Source organism: Shewanella marisflavi, from assembly GCF_002215585.1.
Taxonomy (GTDB): domain Bacteria; phylum Pseudomonadota; class Gammaproteobacteria; order Enterobacterales; family Shewanellaceae; genus Shewanella; species Shewanella marisflavi.
The window spans coordinates 1,801,900-1,820,583 of sequence record NZ_CP022272.1 but is presented as its reverse complement, the minus strand read 5'-3'; the positions used below and the strand labels follow the sequence as shown (position 1 = coordinate 1,820,583).

The window sequence follows — 18,684 nt, the reverse complement described above, 5'->3', positions numbered from 1 at the left end:
CAACATAGCGGGTGGTGTGAATATCTGTGCTCATGTAAAAGAGACAAGATTCAAACAAAAAGCCCGCACTCGATGCGGGCTTTTTGCATTTAATCACCTAATTTTATTAATAGATTTAACAAGCACTAACTCAATAACTAAACGAAGTTAGTCCACTACCGGCAGTAGGAGCGCAAATATGGGGCAAGAGATTCTGGCCAGCGTCAACACGATAAAGGAGCGGATCACCTATCATGATGATCCCCTCAACCTCTATCAGCAATTGACGCAAGACGCAGCACATACCATGTTGCTGGAGTCGGCAGAAATAGACAGTAAGGATCACCTAAAAAGTATCATCATGACCCACGCCGCCTTGGCGATTCGTTGTGAAGGATACCAGCTGACCTTCAGCGCATTGAGCGACAATGGTCGAGCTTTGCTTGCCCCCATCGCCAACTTCTTTAACGTCGCCAATAGCCAACTCAAGGGTGATCATCTGACCCTTCGCCTGCAAAAAGATGCCGGGCAGTTAGATGAAGATGCCAGACTTAAGTCAACTTCGCCGCTAGATGGGTTACGCAGCCTGCTTAACCATATTGATACCGGGAAGCAGACCGATTTTGAAACCCTGTTTCTCGGTGGCGTATTAGCCTTCGACCTTATCGATACCATAGAGCCACTGCCCCAAGTCGCCCCCAGTGCCAACAGCTGCCCCGATTACCTCTTTTATCTAGCCGAAACCCTTATCTTGGTTGACCATCAGCAGCGCAGCGCCGATATCATCACCCATGACTTCACTCAGCAAGCCAGCACTCAAGCCATGCTCGCCGAGCGCCTACGACAACTGAGTCAAAGCTGCCAGACACTTTCGCCCGTGGCCCCCTTAAAGCCTGTGCTCCATGAAGCCGAGGTCAACATCTCAGATGATACCTTCAAGACGATAGTGACAGATCTGAAAGAGCATATCGTCGCCGGAGACATTTTTCAGGTCGTGCCTTCACGCAGTTTCAGCCTTCCCTGCCCCAGCACGCTAGGCGCCTATCGCGCACTAAGGCAAACCAACCCTAGCCCCTATATGTTCTATTTTCGCGGTTATGACTTTACCTTGTTTGGCGCCTCGCCAGAGAGTGCACTCAAATATGAGGCAAGCACTAATCAGGTAGAGATCTATCCTATCGCTGGCACCCGCAAACGCGGTAAGACGGCCACAGGCGAGATAGATTTCGATCTCGATAGCCGCATCGAACTTGAACTGCGTCTGGATAAGAAAGAGCTGTCAGAGCACCTGATGTTAGTGGATCTAGCCCGCAACGACGTGGCACGCATCAGTCAAAGTGGTACGCGCAAGGTAGCCGAACTTCTCAAGGTCGACCGTTACTCCCACGTGATGCATCTGGTCAGCCGGGTAACGGGGCAGCTTAGATCCGACCTCGACGCCCTGCACGCCTATCAGGCTTGTATGAATATGGGCACCTTAACGGGTGCTCCCAAAGTCAGCGCGGCGCAGCTTATCCGCACCGCCGAAAAAACACGCCGCGGCAGCTACGGCGGCGCGGTCGGCTATCTCAATGGCCTGGGTGATATGGACACCTGCATCGTCATCCGCTCAGCCTTTGTCAAAGAGGGCATAGCCCATATTCAGGCCGGTGCTGGCGTAGTCTATGACTCAGATCCCCAGGCCGAAGCCGATGAAACCCGCCAAAAAGCCCAAGCCGTTATTTCAGCCATTAAGATGGGAGGCGGACTATGAAGCTCTACCTACTGGATAATTTCGACTCTTTTACCTACAACCTGGTAGACCAGTTCCGCAGCTTAGGCTTTGAGGTGGTGATCTACCGCAACGATCTCGATGCCCAATTTATTGCCGACAAACTGCTGCAAGAACAAGGTAAGGCCGCCCTGGTACTATCCCCCGGCCCTGGCGCCCCCCATGAAGCCGGTTGCTTAATGCCACTTATCGGCCTCTTGGCGGGTAAGGTGCCCATGCTAGGGATCTGCCTAGGACATCAGGCGATGGTCGAACATTTCGGTGGCAAGGTCGAGCGAGCCAAACAGGTAGTGCATGGCAAAGCCAGTCCAACCAGCCACAATGGGCAAGGACTGTTTCAAGGGCTGCCTTCTCCGCTGCCGGTCGCACGCTACCACAGCCTAGTCGCCACCGAGGTACCCGAATGTCTAGAGGTGATCGCCACCACAGAGGAGATGCCGATGGCCATCTCTCACAAGCAGATAAAAGCCGTGGGCTTTCAATTTCACCCAGAGTCGATTTTAACCACCTTAGGTAGCCAACTGCTTACGCAAACATTGACCTATCTGACCCAAGAAACCCAACACGCTGACGGCCAAGGAGTAGAGTAATGAATGAACGACAGCCCATTTTAGACAGACTGTACCAGGGCCACGCCATCAGCCGCGAAGACACCAAAGTCCTATTTGGCGACATAGTGCAGGGTGAGATGGATCCTGTAACTATGGCCGGCATGCTGGTCGCCATGAAGATGCGCGGCGAGACCATAGATGAAATATCCGGCGCCGCCGATGCCCTGCTCCAGGCCGCCAAACCATTCCCCACACCAAGTGATACCACGCGCGCCCAGGGCGTTGTCGATATCGTTGGCACTGGCGGTGATGGTCACAACACCATCAATATCTCAACCACCTCAGCCTTTGTTGCAGCGGCCGCGGGGGCTAAGGTCGCCAAACACGGCAATCGCAGCGTATCGAGCAAGTCAGGGTCATCGGATCTGCTGGCGCAGTTTGGTATCGATCTGACCATGGCACCTGAGATAGCGCGTGACTGTCTCGACGACCTCGGGCTCTGCTTTTTGTTTGCGCCTCACTACCATGGCGGCGTGCGCCACGCGGTGCCCGTTCGTCAGGCATTAAAAACCCGCACCCTGTTTAACGTCTTAGGCCCACTGATCAATCCGGCACGGCCCGACTACATGCTACTGGGCGTCTATGATGAAAAGCTGGTACGTCCAATTTGCGACGTGCTCAAGGCGCTGGATGTCAAACGCGCCATGGTGGTTCATGGCAGTGGCCTGGATGAGGTCGCCATTCACGGCGACACCTTAGTATGTGAATTACAACAGGGCACCATCCGCGAATATCGCCTGACACCTGAGCAGCTCGGGCTGCATCGAACCAGCATCGAGGCCTTATGCGGCGGCGATCCTCAAGAAAATGCCGAAATTACCCGCGCCATATTGCAAGGCAATGGAAAATTAGCGCACACTGAAGCGGTTGCCGCCAACGCAGGCTGCGCCCTCTATGTGGCCGGCCTGAGCGATACACTGGCGCAAGGCGTCGCTTTGGCACTTGAAATCCTAAAACATGGCAAGGCCTACAGCCTACTTGAACAGCTCGCTAGCGCGAGTCAGGGGAACAACTAAATGGGAGCCAGCGTGAATAGTTCGAACGACACCCCACAGGCCGCCAGCAATGTGCTGACGCGAATCGTCGATACCAAGGCAAAGCACATTGCCGCCCTAAAACTCAGATTTCCTGAAGACTCACTGCAACCTAAGCTGTCAGATCGCAGCCTGTTTGCGGCGCTTAAAGCCCCTAACGCCGGTTTCATCTTCGAGTGTAAGAAAGCCAGCCCATCTAAGGGTTTGATTCGTAAAGACTTCGACGTTGAAGCCATCGCCGATGTTTATAAGCATTATGCTGCGGCTATCTCAGTGCTGACCGATGAGCAATTTTTTCAAGGCGACATGGACTATCTACCTAAGGTTCGCGCCCGGGTCACTCAGCCCATCTTGTGTAAAGACTTTTTCGTCGATCCCTATCAGGTCAAGCTAGCGGCCCATCAGGGGGCTGATGCCATCTTGCTGATGCTCTCTGTGTTGGACGATGAGCAGTATAAAACGCTCGCCACTATGGCTGCCCAGTACCAGTTGGATGTGCTGACCGAGGTCAGTAATGAAGAGGAGCTTAAACGCGCCATCGCCTTGGATGCCGCCATCATAGGGATTAACAATCGCAACCTGAGAGATCTCACCACAGATCTGGCGACCACTGAGGCGCTCGCGCCACATATCCCGGCAGACCGAGTAGTCGTCAGCGAATCTGGCATCTACAACCAGCAGCAGGTCAGAAGATTGAGTCCTCTGGTGGATGGCTTCTTGGTAGGCAGCTCGCTGATGGCAGAGGCCGATCTGGACCTTGCCTGCCGCGCACTCACCCTTGGCCACAATAAAGTCTGCGGTCTGACCCGCGTCGAAGACGTAAACGCCGTCGCCAATGCTGGCGCCCTCTATGGCGGCCTGATCTTCGCCAGCAAGTCACCTCGCTGTGTGACGCCCGAGCAGGCGCAAGAGATGGTCGAGCAGCAGCGAAGCAGCGGTAAAGCACTGCATTTTGTTGGTGTGTTCGTCAATGAAGATATCGCCACCATCGCCGCACTTGCAAAACGCCTTGAGCTGTTTGCGGTGCAGCTTCATGGCAGTGAGAGCGAATACGATATCGACCAACTCAGACTTGCCCTAGACGCACAAGGAAGCCAAACCCAAATTTGGAAAGCGGTTGCCGTCAATGTCGATGCCGGTGTTAATGTCGACAGTGGTGACTCACAAGCATTAACCATTCCGGCCAACGCCGATCGCCTGCTTTACGACAGCAAAACAAGCGCGACAAACGGCGTACAGTTTGGCGGTACAGGGCAATCCTTTAACTGGCAGCAGCAGTTGCCCAATAAGGCAGGTGCCATGTTAGCCGGCGGTCTGAGTGCAGATAACGCCTTCGACGCTGCCAAACAGGGCTTCTTCGGGCTGGATTTCAACTCAGGCCTCGAGTCGGCGCCAGGTATTAAAGATCATGAGTTGATCGCCCGCACCTTTGCCGCCTTACGACAATACTAGATTTTAATTTTGCGGCGCCCACTCAGCGCCGCCAAGCAACGAGAGACACAAATGATGACTAAGTTGGCCCCCTATTTTGGTGAATATGGCGGCATGTTTGTCCCCCAGATCCTGATGCCAGCCCTTAAGCAGCTGGAAAGCGCCTTCGTCGACGCTCAAAACGATGAGAGCTTCAAGGCGGAATTCAGCGATCTGCTGAAAAACTATGCCGGTCGCCCAACCGCCCTAACTCTAACCCGTAATCTCAGCCCTAACCCACTGGTGAAGATCTACCTAAAACGTGAAGATCTGCTCCATGGCGGCGCCCACAAGACCAACCAGGTATTGGGCCAAGCCCTGTTAGCCAAGCGTATGGGTAAAAAAGAGATCATCGCCGAAACTGGCGCGGGTCAGCACGGGGTTGCTACGGCGCTGGCCTGTGCCCTTTTGGGTCTAAAATGTAAGGTTTACATGGGCGCCAAAGATGTTGAGCGTCAATCACCCAATGTGTTTCGTATGCGTCTAATGGGCGCCGAGGTGATCCCTGTCACCTCTGGCTCTGCCACCTTAAAAGATGCCTGCAACGAGGCGATGCGCGACTGGTCCGGTAGCTATGACAAGGCCCATTACCTATTGGGCACCGCGGCCGGACCACATCCCTTCCCCACCATAGTGCGCGAATTTCAGCGCATGATAGGCGAAGAGACTAAGGCGCAGATCCTCGAACGTGAGGGCCGCCTACCCGACGCGGTGATCGCCTGTGTCGGCGGCGGATCAAACGCCATCGGCATGTTCGCCGACTTTATCAATGAACCCTCAGTCAAATTGATCGGTGTCGAGCCAGCGGGCTTAGGCATAGACACCCCGAAGCATGGCGCGCCGCTTAAACACGGTAAGACAGGGATCTTCTTCGGCATGAAGGCGCCTCTAATGCAAGATAGAGAGGGCCAGATTGAAGAGTCTTACTCTATCTCGGCAGGCCTGGATTTCCCATCAGTGGGACCACAGCACGCCCATCTGGCTGCCATCGGGCGCGCCACCTATGAGTCGGCCACAGATGACGAGGCACTCGAGGCCTTCCAGCTGCTGGCTCGCAGTGAAGGGATCATCCCGGCGCTGGAATCGGCTCATGCCCTGGCCTATGCCATTAAGCTAGCCGAGACCGCCACTGAAGAAACCCTGCTAGTGGTTAACCTGTCTGGTCGCGGTGACAAAGATATCTTTACCGTCGCCGATATTTTAGAGCAAAAAGACAATCAAGCAGCCACAGATAAGGAGAGCGGCAATGAGTAACCGTTATCAGGCAGCCTTTGCCGCGCTAAAGCAGAATAATCGTGGCGCCTTTGTGCCTTTCGTGACCATAGGCGATCCCAATAAAGAGCTGTCACTCAAGATCATTAACACCTTAGTCGACAACGGTGCAGACGCCCTCGAGTTGGGCTTTCCCTTCTCCGATCCGCTTGCCGACGGCCCGGTGATCCAAGGTGCCAACTTAAGATCTCTGGCAGCAGGCACCACGCCAAGCGACTGTTTTGACATTATCAAAGCGGTGCGCAGTCAGTACCCAGAGTTACCCATAGGTCTGCTGCTGTACGCCAACCTAGTTTTCGCCAACGGTGTCGATAACTTCTACGCCAAGGCCAAGGCCGCCGGGGTCGATTCTGTGCTTATCGCCGATGTGCCGGTAGAAGAAGCTACGCCCTTTATCAGCGCCGCCAAAGCCCACCACATCGCGCCGATCTTTATCGCGCCGCCTAATGGCGATGCTGAGACACTGCGCCAAGTTTCAGAGGCTGGCGAAGGCTACACCTATCTGCTATCCCGTGCAGGCGTGACTGGCACTGAATCAAAGGCGGGCATGCCCCTTGACGATATTCTCGCGCAGCTTAAGACCTTCGATGCGCCTCCGCCACTGCTGGGCTTTGGCATTGCCGAGCCGGCACAAGTTAAGGCGGCCATCGCATCGGGTGCCTTTGGTGCCATCTCAGGCTCTGCTGTGGTGAAAATTATCGAGACCCATCAAGATGATGAGCCTGCGCTGCTCGCCGCCTTAGCCAAGTTCACCCGCGAGATGAAAGCGGCAACCTAAGTCCCCAGCGCCTGAAGCTTAAAGCGAGCGCCAAAGACTAACAACCAAGCGCTCTCCAAGACCACCTAAAAATCCCTGCCTGCTGCGGGGATTTTTTATTCAACCTTTCCTCTTAACTGATCCTTTTATTCTTGAGTCGCGTACCTGTTGATTAACCCGTATCGCTTACCCAAGGTTTTCTTAACTTGGGTTTACTTAACTGGGGGTTGCTTAACTGGAGTTTGCTTAACTGGGCTGTGCTGAGCTCAGCGTTAAGCAGCGCTAACAGTTAAAACTGATTAATTTGGGCCTGAAAATCGATAACACCCAGCGCCTGAACCCGTTAGGACTATAATTGCTCTAGCAGTGATACTTTTTACTGACGGCGCTTATATTCAGGGCTCTTGGTGCACTAATGGCTTTTCGACCTAAAGGCTTTGCCCTTAGTCTTCAATTAACAAAAGGACACGTCATGCAAAGGTTTGACAACACATTCAAAGGGGTGATTTTCGATCTCGACAGCACCTTAGTGAGCAGTTCTCTCGACTTTAAGGCCCTCAAGCAGGCGATTGGTTGCCCATCACAGCAAGATATTCTCACCTTTGTAAAACAGCTGCCGAAGACGCGATCAGAACAAGCGTTAGCCATCATCACCCAAGCCGAACACTCAGATGCGCTCAGCGCCAAGCCGCTCGATGGCGCCTTAGCCCTATTGGACTTTTTGCTACTGCAACAGATCCCCATGGCAATAGTGACCCGCAACAGTCGCCGGGCCGCCGAGTTAAAAATAGAGCGCGGTGCACTGCCGATAGACCAGCTTTACAGCCGAGACGATGGCCCTGCCAAACCCGATCCCAGCTGCTTGCTGATGTTGGTTAAGTCATGGCAAATCGCCCCCCAGCATATCGCCTATGTAGGCGACCATCACTATGATGTCCAAGCTGCTAAGCGCGCTGGTATGCAATCTGTGTTACTTAGCAAGCAGCGATCCTATGGTGAGCAACATGGTGCCAGCTTTATCTTTAAGGATCTTGTTGAACTCCATAGGGCCTTGCCCTCTATCTCGCTATGCGCTTAATCCCCATGAGCAGCCGCCTATTGCTGACGTCATTACTGCTCATGCCATACCTGCTAATGACTCAAGGAGCCAATGCCAAAATGCAAGGATTAGAACTACTCGCCCACCCTGGTCACTGGGAGATAGTTAACGATGGGGTAATGGGCGGACGCTCCCAGAGTCGGCTCAGTGAGGCCTTGACCAAGCAGCAAGAATATATACTGCGCTTTAGCGGTCAGGTATCTCTTGAAAACAATGGCGGTTTTGCCTCTGTATCCCGTTCGCTGAACCACGAAGAGCAACACACGCTGAAGCAAAGCAATCCAAGACGCATCAGTGTCGAGGCCTTAGGTGATGGCAAGCGCTATCAGCTAAGACTCAAAGTCCTCAAACAGGGGCAACTAGTAGGCTATAAAGCGGGATTTACCACTCAAGCTGCCACCGATGGGCAGTGGTCATTTGAGCCAAGTGATTTTATTGAGACCTTTCGCGGTAACGATTATCCAGAACGTGCCTCTCCTGACTTTACACAGATCATCGCCGTTGGCCTGCTCATTGGTGATGGCCAAGAGGGCGACTTCGAGCTGCAACTAAGAGAGATCGGCATTCAAGAATAAACGCTAAACTCACTAGCCCTGGTGCGAGAGGAACTCGATGATCTCATCCATATTGAGGTCAAAATCATCGGCGCGCACATTTTTTACGATAAGATCGTCACGCATCGCCGCCAGATCGATGTTGGCAGACACCTCAAAATGATTCGGATTCAGGCTGTAGAAGGGCTTCACCTTAGGTCGAATAGGATCTTGACGATTATGACTCTCCACAATGGCCAGACGATTCGACTCCAGCTGCACCAAAGAGCCCACGGGATAAACCCCCATACATTTGATGAAATGATCCACCAACTCGGCATCCAGCTCCTTGTTCTCCCCTAAGGCCCTGAGAATACTAAAGGCCTTCACCTGGGGATAACCCGCCTTATAGCAACGATTTGCCGTTAAGGCATCGAAAATATCACAGATGGAAATCATTCTGCCATATAACGAGATATGCTCAGCGCGCACGCCATAGGGATATCCCTTACCGTTGAGCTTTTCGTGATGCAGTTTGGCCACCTCCAAACTGAGCGGGGTAATATTTGGCGTGGCTTCAATGATACGAATCGAATGATTGGCGTGGGTTTTCATCACCTCAAACTCGTCGGCTGTCAGCTTGCCCGGCTTATCGAGAATGGCGGGTGGGATCATGATCTTACCCACATCATGCAAGAAGGCGCCAATGGCCAGCTCATGCACAATCGCTTTATCTATCTTGAGATAGCAGGCAAAAATGGTCATCAATACTGACACAGCCACAGAGTGCTCTAATAGATACTGATCTTTGTGGCGTATATTGATCACGCAGGCCAGCGCATCGGGATTTTCAAAGATGGCTGATATCGACTGCTCGGTGACACTCTTTACTGGCTCCAGCGACAGCGGCACACCATTTTTAGCATCATCAAACAGCCTAGCCTGTATCGCCTTTGACTCTTCAAACAGTTGCTTAGCCTGGGTTAATTGCTGCTTAAAACCTGATGAGCGTTGTGGGGGCTTAGGGGCAGCAGATTTAGCCACCTCAGTGGCAGCCAGGCGTCTTTTGCTGGTATCCACCAACAGCTTCTCGACCCCTTTACGCTTAAATCCGTCTATGACCTGCTGCTTAGCGATCCATCCCTGCTCGGCCAGATGGAATTTATTCTTGGGCAGAGAGATCTCAACCACATACATGCCAACAGCCAATTCAGAAACATCCAGTTCCACTATCATTCGTTTTACGCCTCCCCCAGGAGGAAATTTGTTGTTACTGCCCTGCGCCTCGCCAATTGATCACTTTGTCAATGTGTGGCGATAATCGTCTGATGAGCTTTGTATGCCAGAATGTATCACAGCCTTGGGCGAATCAGTGTAAACAAATTTGCTCAAGCTTTGAAGAAGGTCAAAAAATCCACATCTAATCATTAACATAGCAAGGTGCTTTACAACATTTTAGTGGATTTCCCAGCAAGTGAGGCAACATAAGTGACTCGCTAAAATGTGCACCAGCGCAGATTAAACTTAATTCATCACAAATGCGGCGCTTCTGCCGTCTATCATCTTTTGCCCCATTGAAGAGGCGTGTTACACTGCCACTCATATCTCTTCATTGTTTAGTAAAGTAGCCTACATGAAACAACTGCTCGACTTTTTACCCTTGGTGATCTTTTTCGCCGTCTATAAATTTTTCGACATCTATATCGCCAGCGGCGCCCTGATAGCGGCCACAGCCTTGCAGTTAATCGTCACCTATCTGCTTTATAAAAAAATCGAGAAGATGCACCTAATCACCTTTGCTATGGTGAGCTTCTTTGGCACCCTAACCTTAGTCTTTCACGATGATGCCTTTATCAAGTGGAAAGTCACTGTCGTTTATGCCCTGTTTGCCCTGGCGTTGGCCTTGAGCCAATATCTGAATAAGCCGATCCTCAAAGGGATGTTGGGTAAAGAACTGATTGTGGCCGACAAGATCTGGTCTCATGTCACCTGGTACTGGGTCTCTTTCTTTGTCGCCTGTGGCCTGGTTAACATCTATGTTGCTTTTAACCTCTCCCAGGAAACCTGGGTGAATTTCAAGGTCTTTGGCCTCACGGCACTGACCCTGATCAATACCGTAATCACTGTCGTTTACCTCTATAAACATATGCCTGAAGAACATAAAAAGGAACTCAAATAATGTGGTACATGATCTCATCTCAAGATGTTGAAAACAGTTTAGAACAACGCCTGCAAGCCCGCCCAGATCACCTGGCTCGCCTGCAAGCGCTGTCAGATGAAGGCCGCCTGATGATCGCCGGTCCGCACCCAGCAATCGACAGCGACAACCCAGGCGAAGCGGGCTTCACTGGCTCTTTAGTCGTTGCCGAGTTTGATTCACTGGAAGCGGCACAGGCCTGGGCCGATCAAGACCCTTACATCGCCGCTGGTGTTTATCAAAGCGTTATTGTGAAGCCGTTCAAGCGCGTTCTCCCGTAGTTTTTAATCCAGGAAGCAAGCTTTTGAAAATTGTTTCATTCAATATCAATGGGTTAAGGGCTAGGCTGCACCAACTGCAGGCGCTGATCGACAGCCACCACCCAGACATCATTGGCCTACAAGAGACCAAGGTTCACGATGAGGCCTTTCCGTTGGCCGACGTCGAAGCCATGGGCTATCAGGTCCACTATCATGGTGGCAAGGCTCACTATGGTGTCGCCATGCTCTCCAAGTTGCCGCCGGTCAAGGTACAAAAAGGCTTCCCCACAGATGAGGAAGATGCCCAGCGACGCATGATCATGGGCACTTTTACTCAAGCCAATGGTCGCCCACTGACAGTACTGAATGGTTATTTCCCCCAAGGGGAAAATATCAGCCATGAAACCAAGTATCCGGCTAAGCGTAAGTTCTATCAGGATCTGATGAGCTACCTCAACGACCACCATAGTCCAGATGAAGACATTGCCATCATAGGCGACATCAATATCTCTCCTGTGGATCTGGATATTGGCATTGGGGAAGTCAACGCCAAGCGCTGGTTAAAGACAGGCAAGTGCAGCTTTCAACCTGAAGAGCGCCAATGGCTGCAAACCCTACTGGATTGGGGATTGATCGACACCTTCCGTCAGTTGCATCCGGCACGTGGCGAGCGTTACTCCTGGTTCGACTATCGCAGCAAAGGCTTCGACGACAACCGCGGACTGCGTATCGATGTGATCTTAGCCACCCCGTCGTTGGCCGAGCGTCTTACTGAATCAGATGTGGACTATGATCTGCGCGGTATCGATAAACCGTCGGATCACGCCCCAATCTGGAGCAGTTTCAAAGATTAGTGTTTCGGCACAACTAAGCATTAAAAAAGGCGCCAATGGCGCCTTTTTTCTGTTCGATAGCATTTAACCAGCTGCTACTGCAAACGATATTGAGACAAGATCCCATCCAGCTCTGCCGAAGACTGCTGCAGTTCGCTAGCCAAAGTGACCGAACGCTCGGCGGTATCTTTAATGGTTTGCGACTGATCACGGATCTCATTGAGCTGCGAGGCAATATCCCGCGCCGATACGCTCTGCTCTTCGGCAGATGCGGCGATCTGCGAGCTCATATCAAACACATGATCGATAGAATCGGCCATGGTATCCACATCACCGCCCACAGACTCAATCGCCGTACGACCAAGCTCGGCCTGCTTCACAATCTCATGGGTGATATCCGCCAGCTGACCCGATCCCGACTGCAATCCCTCAATCATAGATTGGATCTCAACCGTTGCCTGCTGCGTTCTGCCTGCCAGGGTGCGCACTTCATCGGCGACCACGGCAAAACCTCTACCCTGCTCGCCGGCCCGAGCCGCCTCGATAGCCGCGTTTAACGCCAGCAGATTGGTCTGCTCTGAGATGCCATTAATCGTAGTGACTACAGCGCCAATCTCGGTGGCATTGCCCGACAGTTGGTCCACCGCACTCGATGCCGCATCTATCTGGCCGGTTAACTGGCTAATACGGCGCACCGCCTCGGCGATCCGCTGCTTACTGTCTGCGGCGGCCGCAGCATTTTGCTTGGTATGATCTGAGGTATTGGCAGCGTTATGAGAGACCTCTTCGATAGCCGCTGTCATCTGATCCATGGCCACAGCCACAGTATCGAGAAATTGGTGCTGGAATTGCGCCAGCTCATCATTCTGCTTGGCCTGCTGATTAAACTCTTGTGAAGCCCTAGCCAGGGTCTGGGCATTATTGCCGATCGCCTTGACCATCTCGGACATGTTATCGGCGCTGCGATCGATCTCCCGGGCAATGAGGCTGAAATCATCTTTGCCAAAGAAATTGAGCCTGAAGGAGAGATCGCCATCGGCCAAACGCTTAATAGCAATATACATATCCCAAAGTCCGCCCCCCAAAGAGGTGGAGATCCAGTAACTGAGCTGATACAAAGGATAGAGAGCGATAAGGGCAATCCACAGCATCCACCAGGCATCACTCTTACCCTGAGCTTCCCACGCAGACACCTCTTGGCTGAGCTGCAGATATTGGCCGTTGATCGGCGCACTGGCGGTCACCTTGTCACCCCGACGCGATTGCTCAGGTCGACTAGATAGTGTCAGACCATTGTTGGCGGCAAATGTCGCCAACTCAGCACTGCTTAAGCCCTGACCGCTAGCCACCTTGGCGTAAGCGTCGACACTGGCTTGCACCCTGGCGGCCGAAGCGTCATGTAGATGCGTCACTGCCGCATTGAGGTTTAGGATGGCGATGGTCAAGGTGATGGCCGTCACCATGGTACAGACCACCCAAAATTTACCGTTGAGGCTGAGTTTGATCAGCAAGGCATCTATCTTTCTAAACTGGATAGCTTTCATGGAAACCCACTTCTTATCAGGCTAAATTGACAACGACTTTCGATCTACCAGATCAAGTTAAGCACATTTTCTAATCTTGAGCCTTGATTAGACGTAACTTAATGGCTGGCAAAGTTCTACCGGTAAAGGCAACCAGCTGCCCGGTCAATAAGGTCATGGCATAGCCAAGCAGTGCACCAAGAAGGAGTGGTGGTATGATGCTGGCGATATCGCCGCCTAAGGCAAAAGTGATACAGCAACCGATAAAGGCGCCAGGAATAAAGGCGAGTCGCTGGTAACTGGCTTGTAAACACATGAGGCTGGTGACTATGCCGGTAAGCAGGTATCCCACCAGCGGCGTCTCAAAATGACTCCCGCCAGCAATGACCACCCAAGCCCAGAAGACACCGGACAGGTTGGTGAACCAGCTCATGAGTACCCCTTGAAACCCTGCCTTTGGCTGAGCAAAAAAGGTACTGCACGCAAGAAAGCCAACCCAAGTGACTAAGTGAAATGCATCGGCAACCCCTGCCCAGATGGCAGCAAGCAGCCCTGCAGATAATGCAACCTGCATACGATTTTCCATGTATGACCCCTCATTACATTGGAATATTATTTTTGGTTAAATTACTTCAATTTGAGTTACAAAAATAGGATCCAGGCCAAATAAACAGGAATTAATCTAAATAGATTAAAAAACAACCAACCTGTGTAGTAAAAGAACGTAACTTGTGAAGTGAGAAACCACCGAGCATGGAGCCAAAGAAGATAAAGGGAAGCTGGGCCAGTCAGACAACGCTGACCGACCCGTAACAACTAGACGCTGAAATGATCACTTAACGGCAGATCACGCACACGAACACCGCTGGCGGCAAAGATGGCATTCACTATGCTGGGTGCAACAGGCGGTACACCCGGCTCGCCAACCCCGGCAGGAGGCGCATCGGAAGGCACTAAAATCGTTTCGATTTCAGGACATTGTGACAAGCGCAGCAGAGGATAATCATGAAAATTAGACTGCTCTACCCGCCCATCTTTAAAGCTTATCCTGCCCATCAAGGCGATACTTAAGCCAAACATCACAGCCCCTTCTAGCTGAGACGCCACCCTATCTGGGTTAACTAAAGTACCCGCATCGATGGCGATTATCGTCTTAAGCACCTTAAGTTGCTTATCCTTGCTGACTTCAACCAAACTGGCGGTCGCCACAAAGGCGGTAAAGCTGCGATGCACCGCAAAGCCCCAGCCTTGGTTTGCCTTCGCCTTAGGCTGAGTCGCCAACTTCTGCTCTACCGCGGCGATCACCCCCTTATAGCGGGCGGTATCCACCGGATGACGGGCCAAGGTTTCACCATAATTGCCGTAGTTAAAGCCTTGATCGGCAAAGGTCTCTTGTCTATCGGGTCCCAATAGTTCGCGCCACATACTGATGGTATCCAGCCCGCGCTTATGGGCCAGTTCATCAACAAAGACACCGATGCCGAAGCCGTGCTGTATGTTGCAAACCGAGCGCATCCAACCGATACGGGTATGAGCGGCCGCTTTTACTGTCTCACAGCGCAGGCTGTCGATGGCCAAAGGCACATCCACAAAGCCGAGATCCAACTCAGAGGCACTTGGCTCATCGACCCCTTCGGCGAAGGTAGAGCTAATACTTGGGAAGCCGGTACGTTGCAGCATGGCCTCGACCCCATTATCCCCCACTCTAGCCTTAAAGTACTGGGCACTGATGGCGTGCAGGTAACCGTTTTGCAACTCATCTTCGCGGCTCCAACACACCTTAACCGGCCGCTTAACCTCACGGGATAACAGCGCCGCCTCGACGCAGTAATCTGGCTTGGACTTACGGCCAAAACCACCACCGAGCAGAGTCACATGCACAATTACCTTTTCAGCCTCTAGCCCTAACGCACCAGCGACTGTCCCCTGGGCGCTTTGTGGCGTCTGAGTCGATGCCCAGATCTCAACACCACTCTCGGTGACATTCGCCGTTGCCGTCGGCGGCTCCATCATGGCGTGAGCCAGATAAGGTACGCTATAGACAGCTTCTATGGTCTTGTCTGCTGGCCAGCTCTGTTGCTGCTCGCCCATTTGCCGCACTGGCTTACCGCTCTCTTGCACCGCCTGCTTCAAAGCTGTCAGGTAGGCGCTCGAATCATGACTATCGTTGGCCGAACTGGTCCACTCGATTGCCAGCGCGGCGCGCCCCTGGGCAGCACTCCACGAATTTGTTGCCAGTACGGCAACGCCGCCTAGCGGCTGAAAACTGGGGACGCCTTGAGGTGTCGGCAGTTTGATCACATCCACCACGCCGGCAACGGCTCTGGCCGCCTTATCATCTAGCTTGGCTACTTGGCTACCCAACACCGGTGGGCGCACTATGCTGGCATAGAGCATATTATCCAGACGCACATCGAAGCCGTACTGGGCGGTGCCATCGAGTATCGCCTCCATATCCACTATGGTGTGCCCTTTACCGATATGGGTATAGGCATCGGCTGACTTGAGCTTAAGTTCAGCCACCTCGGGAAGCGGCAATTTCGAGGCCGCCAATGCGAGATCGCCAAAACGTAAGCTGCGACCAGAGGCGCGATGCCGCACCTGATTATTGACCGTCTCTAACTCACTCACTGGCACCTTTAGCTGCTCGGCGGCGGCCTGCTCTAACATGGTACGGGCCATGGCGCCCATCTCTCGCATCTTGTCAAAGCCTTTACGTATACTGCGCGAACCATCGGTGTTTTGGCTGCCGTAACGCTTGTCGGCCAAGCCCTGCACCACGACCACCTTGTCCCAGTCGGCGCCTAGCTCGTCGGCCAACACCTGAGGAATACCGGTGCGTATCCCCTGGCCCATTTCGGAGCGATGACAGGTGAGATAGACCTTGTCATCCTCACCGATAGCGATAAATAGATTAAGGCGTGCCTCACCGCCTTGAGCCAGCGCCATGGGGCTCCAACTGATCCCGCTGGCTCCTAAGGCCAATCCACCACCGGCGGCGCCAAACAGCTTTAATACGTCCCGGCGACTAAAATTTTGTACAGCGCTGAACTGGCTCATGCTTCCACCTCCCTCGTCTGGCCGTCTACCAGGGCGGATGGCCCGGCGGCGGCTTCCTTGATTGCGGCCTTGATGCGGGTATAGGTGCCGCAGCGACAAAGATTACCCACCATGGCTTCTTCTATCTGAGCATCATTGGGCTCTGGATATTGGGCAAGCAAGGCGGCGGCCGACATCAACTGCCCCGCCTGACAATAACCACACTGAGGCACATTATGCTTGCGCCACGCCGTTTGCAGCTTGTCGGCAGCCAAGCCCTCTATGGTGGTCACCTGTTTGCCTTGCACCTGCTTCAAGCTAGTCAGACAGGCCCTGACAGGCTCACCATCGACATGTATGGTACAGGCGCCGCACAGGCCAGCCCCGCAGCCGTACTTAGTGCCCGTGAGGCCCAATATATCTCTGATCGCCCAGAGTACTGGCATATTGGGATCCGCATCTAAGGTGTAATCTTTGCCGTTAATCTTCAGTCCGAGTTGAGGATTGGACATCACTTTCTCCTTGTTGACCCCGCAAATAGATAGGGTGACGATTAAACTTAGTTTGGCCAGATAGGCTTAACAACGCGCTCGGTAGGCCTCAAGCTGTAACCGGGTATCGATATCGACCGCCGCCTCAGGCATCGCCAGGGCGATAAGCTGCCCCTCTCGATATAGCCTGGTTAACAACGCTTTGGCGCCGCGATCCCCCGATAAAGCCATGAGCGACTCAAAGTCATCATGGCAAAAGAGGGCTGGTGCCCCCAAAGTTAACTCATAATAGGCACAAACCCGGGTATTTTCCCGGCGACGCGCCGAAAACAGCGCCAGATAGTCCTGGGAGGCTAAAGCCGGCTGATCGCCCAACGCAATAAGCAGGCTCTCAGCCCCCTGCGCCTTGGCATATTGGGCGGCTGTGGCAATCGAGTGCGCCAGCCCTAACGGCCAGTCTGGGTTATGCACCTTTAGCGCCGAGGTCGGCAGGCAGGCTTCTATTCTCTGTTGATGACCTCCGGTGATCACGACCAGGCTAGCATCAAGCGCTTCTGCCACCAGCTCAAGGGTGCGATACTGCGCCAGAATGAGCGGCTCATCGAGGGCTTGTTGATCTTCGCGACCAGCCCCTGATTGAGAAAGCGGTTCAGCCAGTTTAGCGCCACCAAATCGACGGCTCTCACCGGCAGCCAGCAGCGCGATCATCACCTTAGGCTTAAGCCCTGTCATGCCATCACCTCTTTAAGCGCCACCCGTTTGCCCTGATGAAACACACCATGACATTCAGACAAGATACTTAAGGCGATAGAGGCTGGCAGCTCACCGCCTAAGGCGAGCCCGGCGGGCGCAGAAAAGAAGGCTTTAAAGGCATCTTGCTTCAGGTTGGCGAGTGCAAGCACCCTGTCTCGCCGATGACCAGGCCCGAGCAGCGCCAGATATTGTAGCTGGGTTGCGCGCTCAGCGATCTGCCCTAAGGCCTCGGCATCGAGCTGTAAGTTGTGTTGCATCACGATGGCGCCGTCAATTCGCGCCCAAAATGCCTCATCAAGCGCATCGACCGGCAGCTTAATCACTTTGGCTCCGGGAAAATCATACTCTCTGGCGTAACTGGTGCGCCTATCGATCACATCGACCTGCCAGCCAAGCTGCTGCGCTATCATGCTCACGGGCTGGGCATCCAACCCGCCGCCAAAAATAGCGATACGGTAACGGGCGCGCAGGGGAATGATTAAGGATTTTTGCTCTCCTGTCAGTATCCCGGCGCGGGGAAAGTCTCTGAGACACCAGTTGGCCTTGGCATCATCCAGCGCCTGCTGATCGCCCCACACCATGGCGCGAGGTAATGGCGTCATAGGGTCGGTCAGCTGCAACTCATAATGACACTGTCCCTGATTGGCTAAGGTCTCTTTTAAGCGCTTAAAGTGTAAATAATGATTATCTGCGCAGAGGGGCACCAGCATTAAGTGCACTATGCCGCCGCAGCCCAGCTGATAACTGGCGTCTGTCTCGTCGGACGCATCGTAGCAGACGTTAACCGCCTGCCCTGTCTGGATGACCTGCTGGGCCCGTCGCCGCAAGTCCGCCTCTAGGCAGCCACCGCTCACCAGGCCCACACTCTTGCCCATACCATGGATCAGCATCATGGCGCCCACCTTACGATAGGCCGACCCCTCTACACGGGTCACCACCGCCAATACCCAATCATCTTGGGGTGCCGACGCCCAGGCGCTAACAAGATCTTCGATGTGATGTGACATATCCCTGTGTCTCTGTTTGCCGCAAAAGATATTCGTGATCTTTTAACCTAGCAGA

18 protein-coding genes are annotated in these 18,684 nt (G+C 53.2%); 11 read left to right on the top strand and 7 right to left on the bottom strand.

Features of this window, described 5'->3' with window-relative positions:
* The first annotated feature begins 178 nt into the window (after positions 1 to 178).
* From CFF01_RS07960 to CFF01_RS07925, 8 genes are all read left to right on the top strand, one after another.
* Positions 179 to 1,732, top strand: coding sequence for an anthranilate synthase component 1 (locus CFF01_RS07960; protein WP_088904438.1), 1,554 nt, complete (start codon positions 179 to 181; stop codon positions 1,730 to 1,732).
* A complete protein-coding gene (locus CFF01_RS07955; protein WP_088904437.1) occupies positions 1,729 to 2,340 on the top strand; it encodes an aminodeoxychorismate/anthranilate synthase component II in 612 nt (203 codons plus the stop codon). The genes CFF01_RS07960 and CFF01_RS07955 overlap by 4 nt, the downstream gene beginning before the upstream one ends.
* Positions 2,340 to 3,377 (top strand): anthranilate phosphoribosyltransferase, encoded by a 1,038-nt coding sequence (gene trpD / locus CFF01_RS07950; RefSeq protein ID WP_088904436.1) that lies wholly within the window; start codon positions 2,340 to 2,342, stop codon positions 3,375 to 3,377. Before CFF01_RS07955 ends, trpD begins: the two co-directional genes overlap by 1 nt.
* Entirely contained in the window at positions 3,378 to 4,847 is a 1,470-nt protein-coding gene (gene trpCF / locus CFF01_RS07945; RefSeq protein WP_088904435.1) for a bifunctional indole-3-glycerol-phosphate synthase TrpC/phosphoribosylanthranilate isomerase TrpF, read from the top strand. It begins immediately after the preceding gene.
* A gap of 54 nt (positions 4,848 to 4,901) precedes the next feature.
* A complete protein-coding gene (trpB, locus tag CFF01_RS07940) occupies positions 4,902 to 6,119 on the top strand; it encodes a tryptophan synthase subunit beta (protein ID WP_088905906.1) in 1,218 nt (405 codons plus the stop codon).
* Complete coding sequence (gene trpA / locus CFF01_RS07935) at positions 6,112 to 6,915, top strand: tryptophan synthase subunit alpha (RefSeq protein ID WP_033539206.1); 804 nt, start codon at positions 6,112 to 6,114, stop codon at positions 6,913 to 6,915. Before trpB ends, trpA begins: the two co-directional genes overlap by 8 nt.
* Positions 6,916 to 7,366: 451 nt before the next feature.
* Positions 7,367 to 7,972: an HAD family hydrolase gene (locus CFF01_RS07930; RefSeq protein WP_157704967.1), complete on the top strand. Its 606-nt coding sequence runs from the start codon at positions 7,367 to 7,369 to the stop codon at positions 7,970 to 7,972.
* Between the two features lie 80 nt (positions 7,973 to 8,052).
* Positions 8,053 to 8,568 (top strand): CIA30 family protein, encoded by a 516-nt coding sequence (locus CFF01_RS07925; RefSeq protein WP_157704965.1) that lies wholly within the window; start codon positions 8,053 to 8,055, stop codon positions 8,566 to 8,568.
* Between the two features lie 12 nt (positions 8,569 to 8,580).
* Here the strand turns inward: CFF01_RS07925 and CFF01_RS07920 are convergent, their stop codons facing one another.
* Complete coding sequence (locus tag CFF01_RS07920; protein ID WP_033539204.1) at positions 8,581 to 9,762, bottom strand: HD-GYP domain-containing protein; 1,182 nt, start codon at positions 9,760 to 9,762, stop codon at positions 8,581 to 8,583.
* A gap of 397 nt (positions 9,763 to 10,159) precedes the next feature.
* Between CFF01_RS07920 and CFF01_RS07915 the strand changes: the two genes are divergently transcribed.
* The 3 genes from CFF01_RS07915 to xthA are packed head-to-tail and all read left to right on the top strand — an operon-like array spanning position 10,160 to position 11,837.
* Positions 10,160 to 10,705 carry a septation protein A gene (locus tag CFF01_RS07915; protein ID WP_033539203.1) on the top strand — a complete coding sequence of 182 codons (546 nt, stop codon included), beginning with the start codon at positions 10,160 to 10,162 and terminating at the stop codon, positions 10,703 to 10,705.
* Positions 10,705 to 11,004 (top strand): YciI family protein, encoded by a 300-nt coding sequence (locus tag CFF01_RS07910; protein WP_033539202.1) that lies wholly within the window; start codon positions 10,705 to 10,707, stop codon positions 11,002 to 11,004. Before CFF01_RS07915 ends, CFF01_RS07910 begins: the two co-directional genes overlap by 1 nt.
* Positions 11,005 to 11,027: 23 nt before the next feature.
* Positions 11,028 to 11,837, top strand: a complete 810-nt coding sequence (gene xthA / locus CFF01_RS07905; RefSeq protein ID WP_033539201.1) for an exodeoxyribonuclease III — start codon at positions 11,028 to 11,030, stop codon at positions 11,835 to 11,837.
* Between the two features lie 74 nt (positions 11,838 to 11,911).
* On the opposite strand, the gene CFF01_RS07900 is transcribed toward xthA, so the two are convergent.
* The 6 genes from CFF01_RS07900 to CFF01_RS07875 form a co-directional block, all read right to left on the bottom strand.
* Positions 11,912 to 13,360: a methyl-accepting chemotaxis protein gene (locus CFF01_RS07900; protein WP_088904432.1), complete on the bottom strand. Its 1,449-nt coding sequence runs from the start codon at positions 13,358 to 13,360 to the stop codon at positions 11,912 to 11,914.
* A 70-nt stretch (positions 13,361 to 13,430) separates the two neighbouring features.
* On the bottom strand, positions 13,431 to 13,925 hold the full coding sequence (locus CFF01_RS07895; RefSeq protein WP_033539199.1) for a DUF1097 domain-containing protein: 495 nt from the start codon (positions 13,923 to 13,925) through the stop codon (positions 13,431 to 13,433).
* 230 nt (positions 13,926 to 14,155) lie between these two features.
* Positions 14,156 to 16,399 carry a xanthine dehydrogenase family protein molybdopterin-binding subunit gene (locus tag CFF01_RS07890; protein WP_088904431.1) on the bottom strand — a complete coding sequence of 748 codons (2,244 nt, stop codon included), beginning with the start codon at positions 16,397 to 16,399 and terminating at the stop codon, positions 14,156 to 14,158.
* Complete coding sequence (locus CFF01_RS07885; RefSeq protein WP_088904430.1) at positions 16,396 to 16,890, bottom strand: (2Fe-2S)-binding protein; 495 nt, start codon at positions 16,888 to 16,890, stop codon at positions 16,396 to 16,398. Before CFF01_RS07885 ends, CFF01_RS07890 begins: the two co-directional genes overlap by 4 nt.
* A 66-nt stretch (positions 16,891 to 16,956) precedes the next feature.
* A complete protein-coding gene (locus tag CFF01_RS07880) occupies positions 16,957 to 17,601 on the bottom strand; it encodes a nucleotidyltransferase family protein (protein WP_088904429.1) in 645 nt (214 codons plus the stop codon).
* The gene (locus CFF01_RS07875; RefSeq protein ID WP_088904428.1) at positions 17,598 to 18,629 is read right to left on the bottom strand and encodes an XdhC family protein; all 1,032 of its coding nucleotides are present in this window, start codon (positions 18,627 to 18,629) and stop codon (positions 17,598 to 17,600) included. The genes CFF01_RS07880 and CFF01_RS07875 overlap by 4 nt, the downstream gene beginning before the upstream one ends.
* Positions 18,630 to 18,684 lie beyond the last annotated feature (55 nt).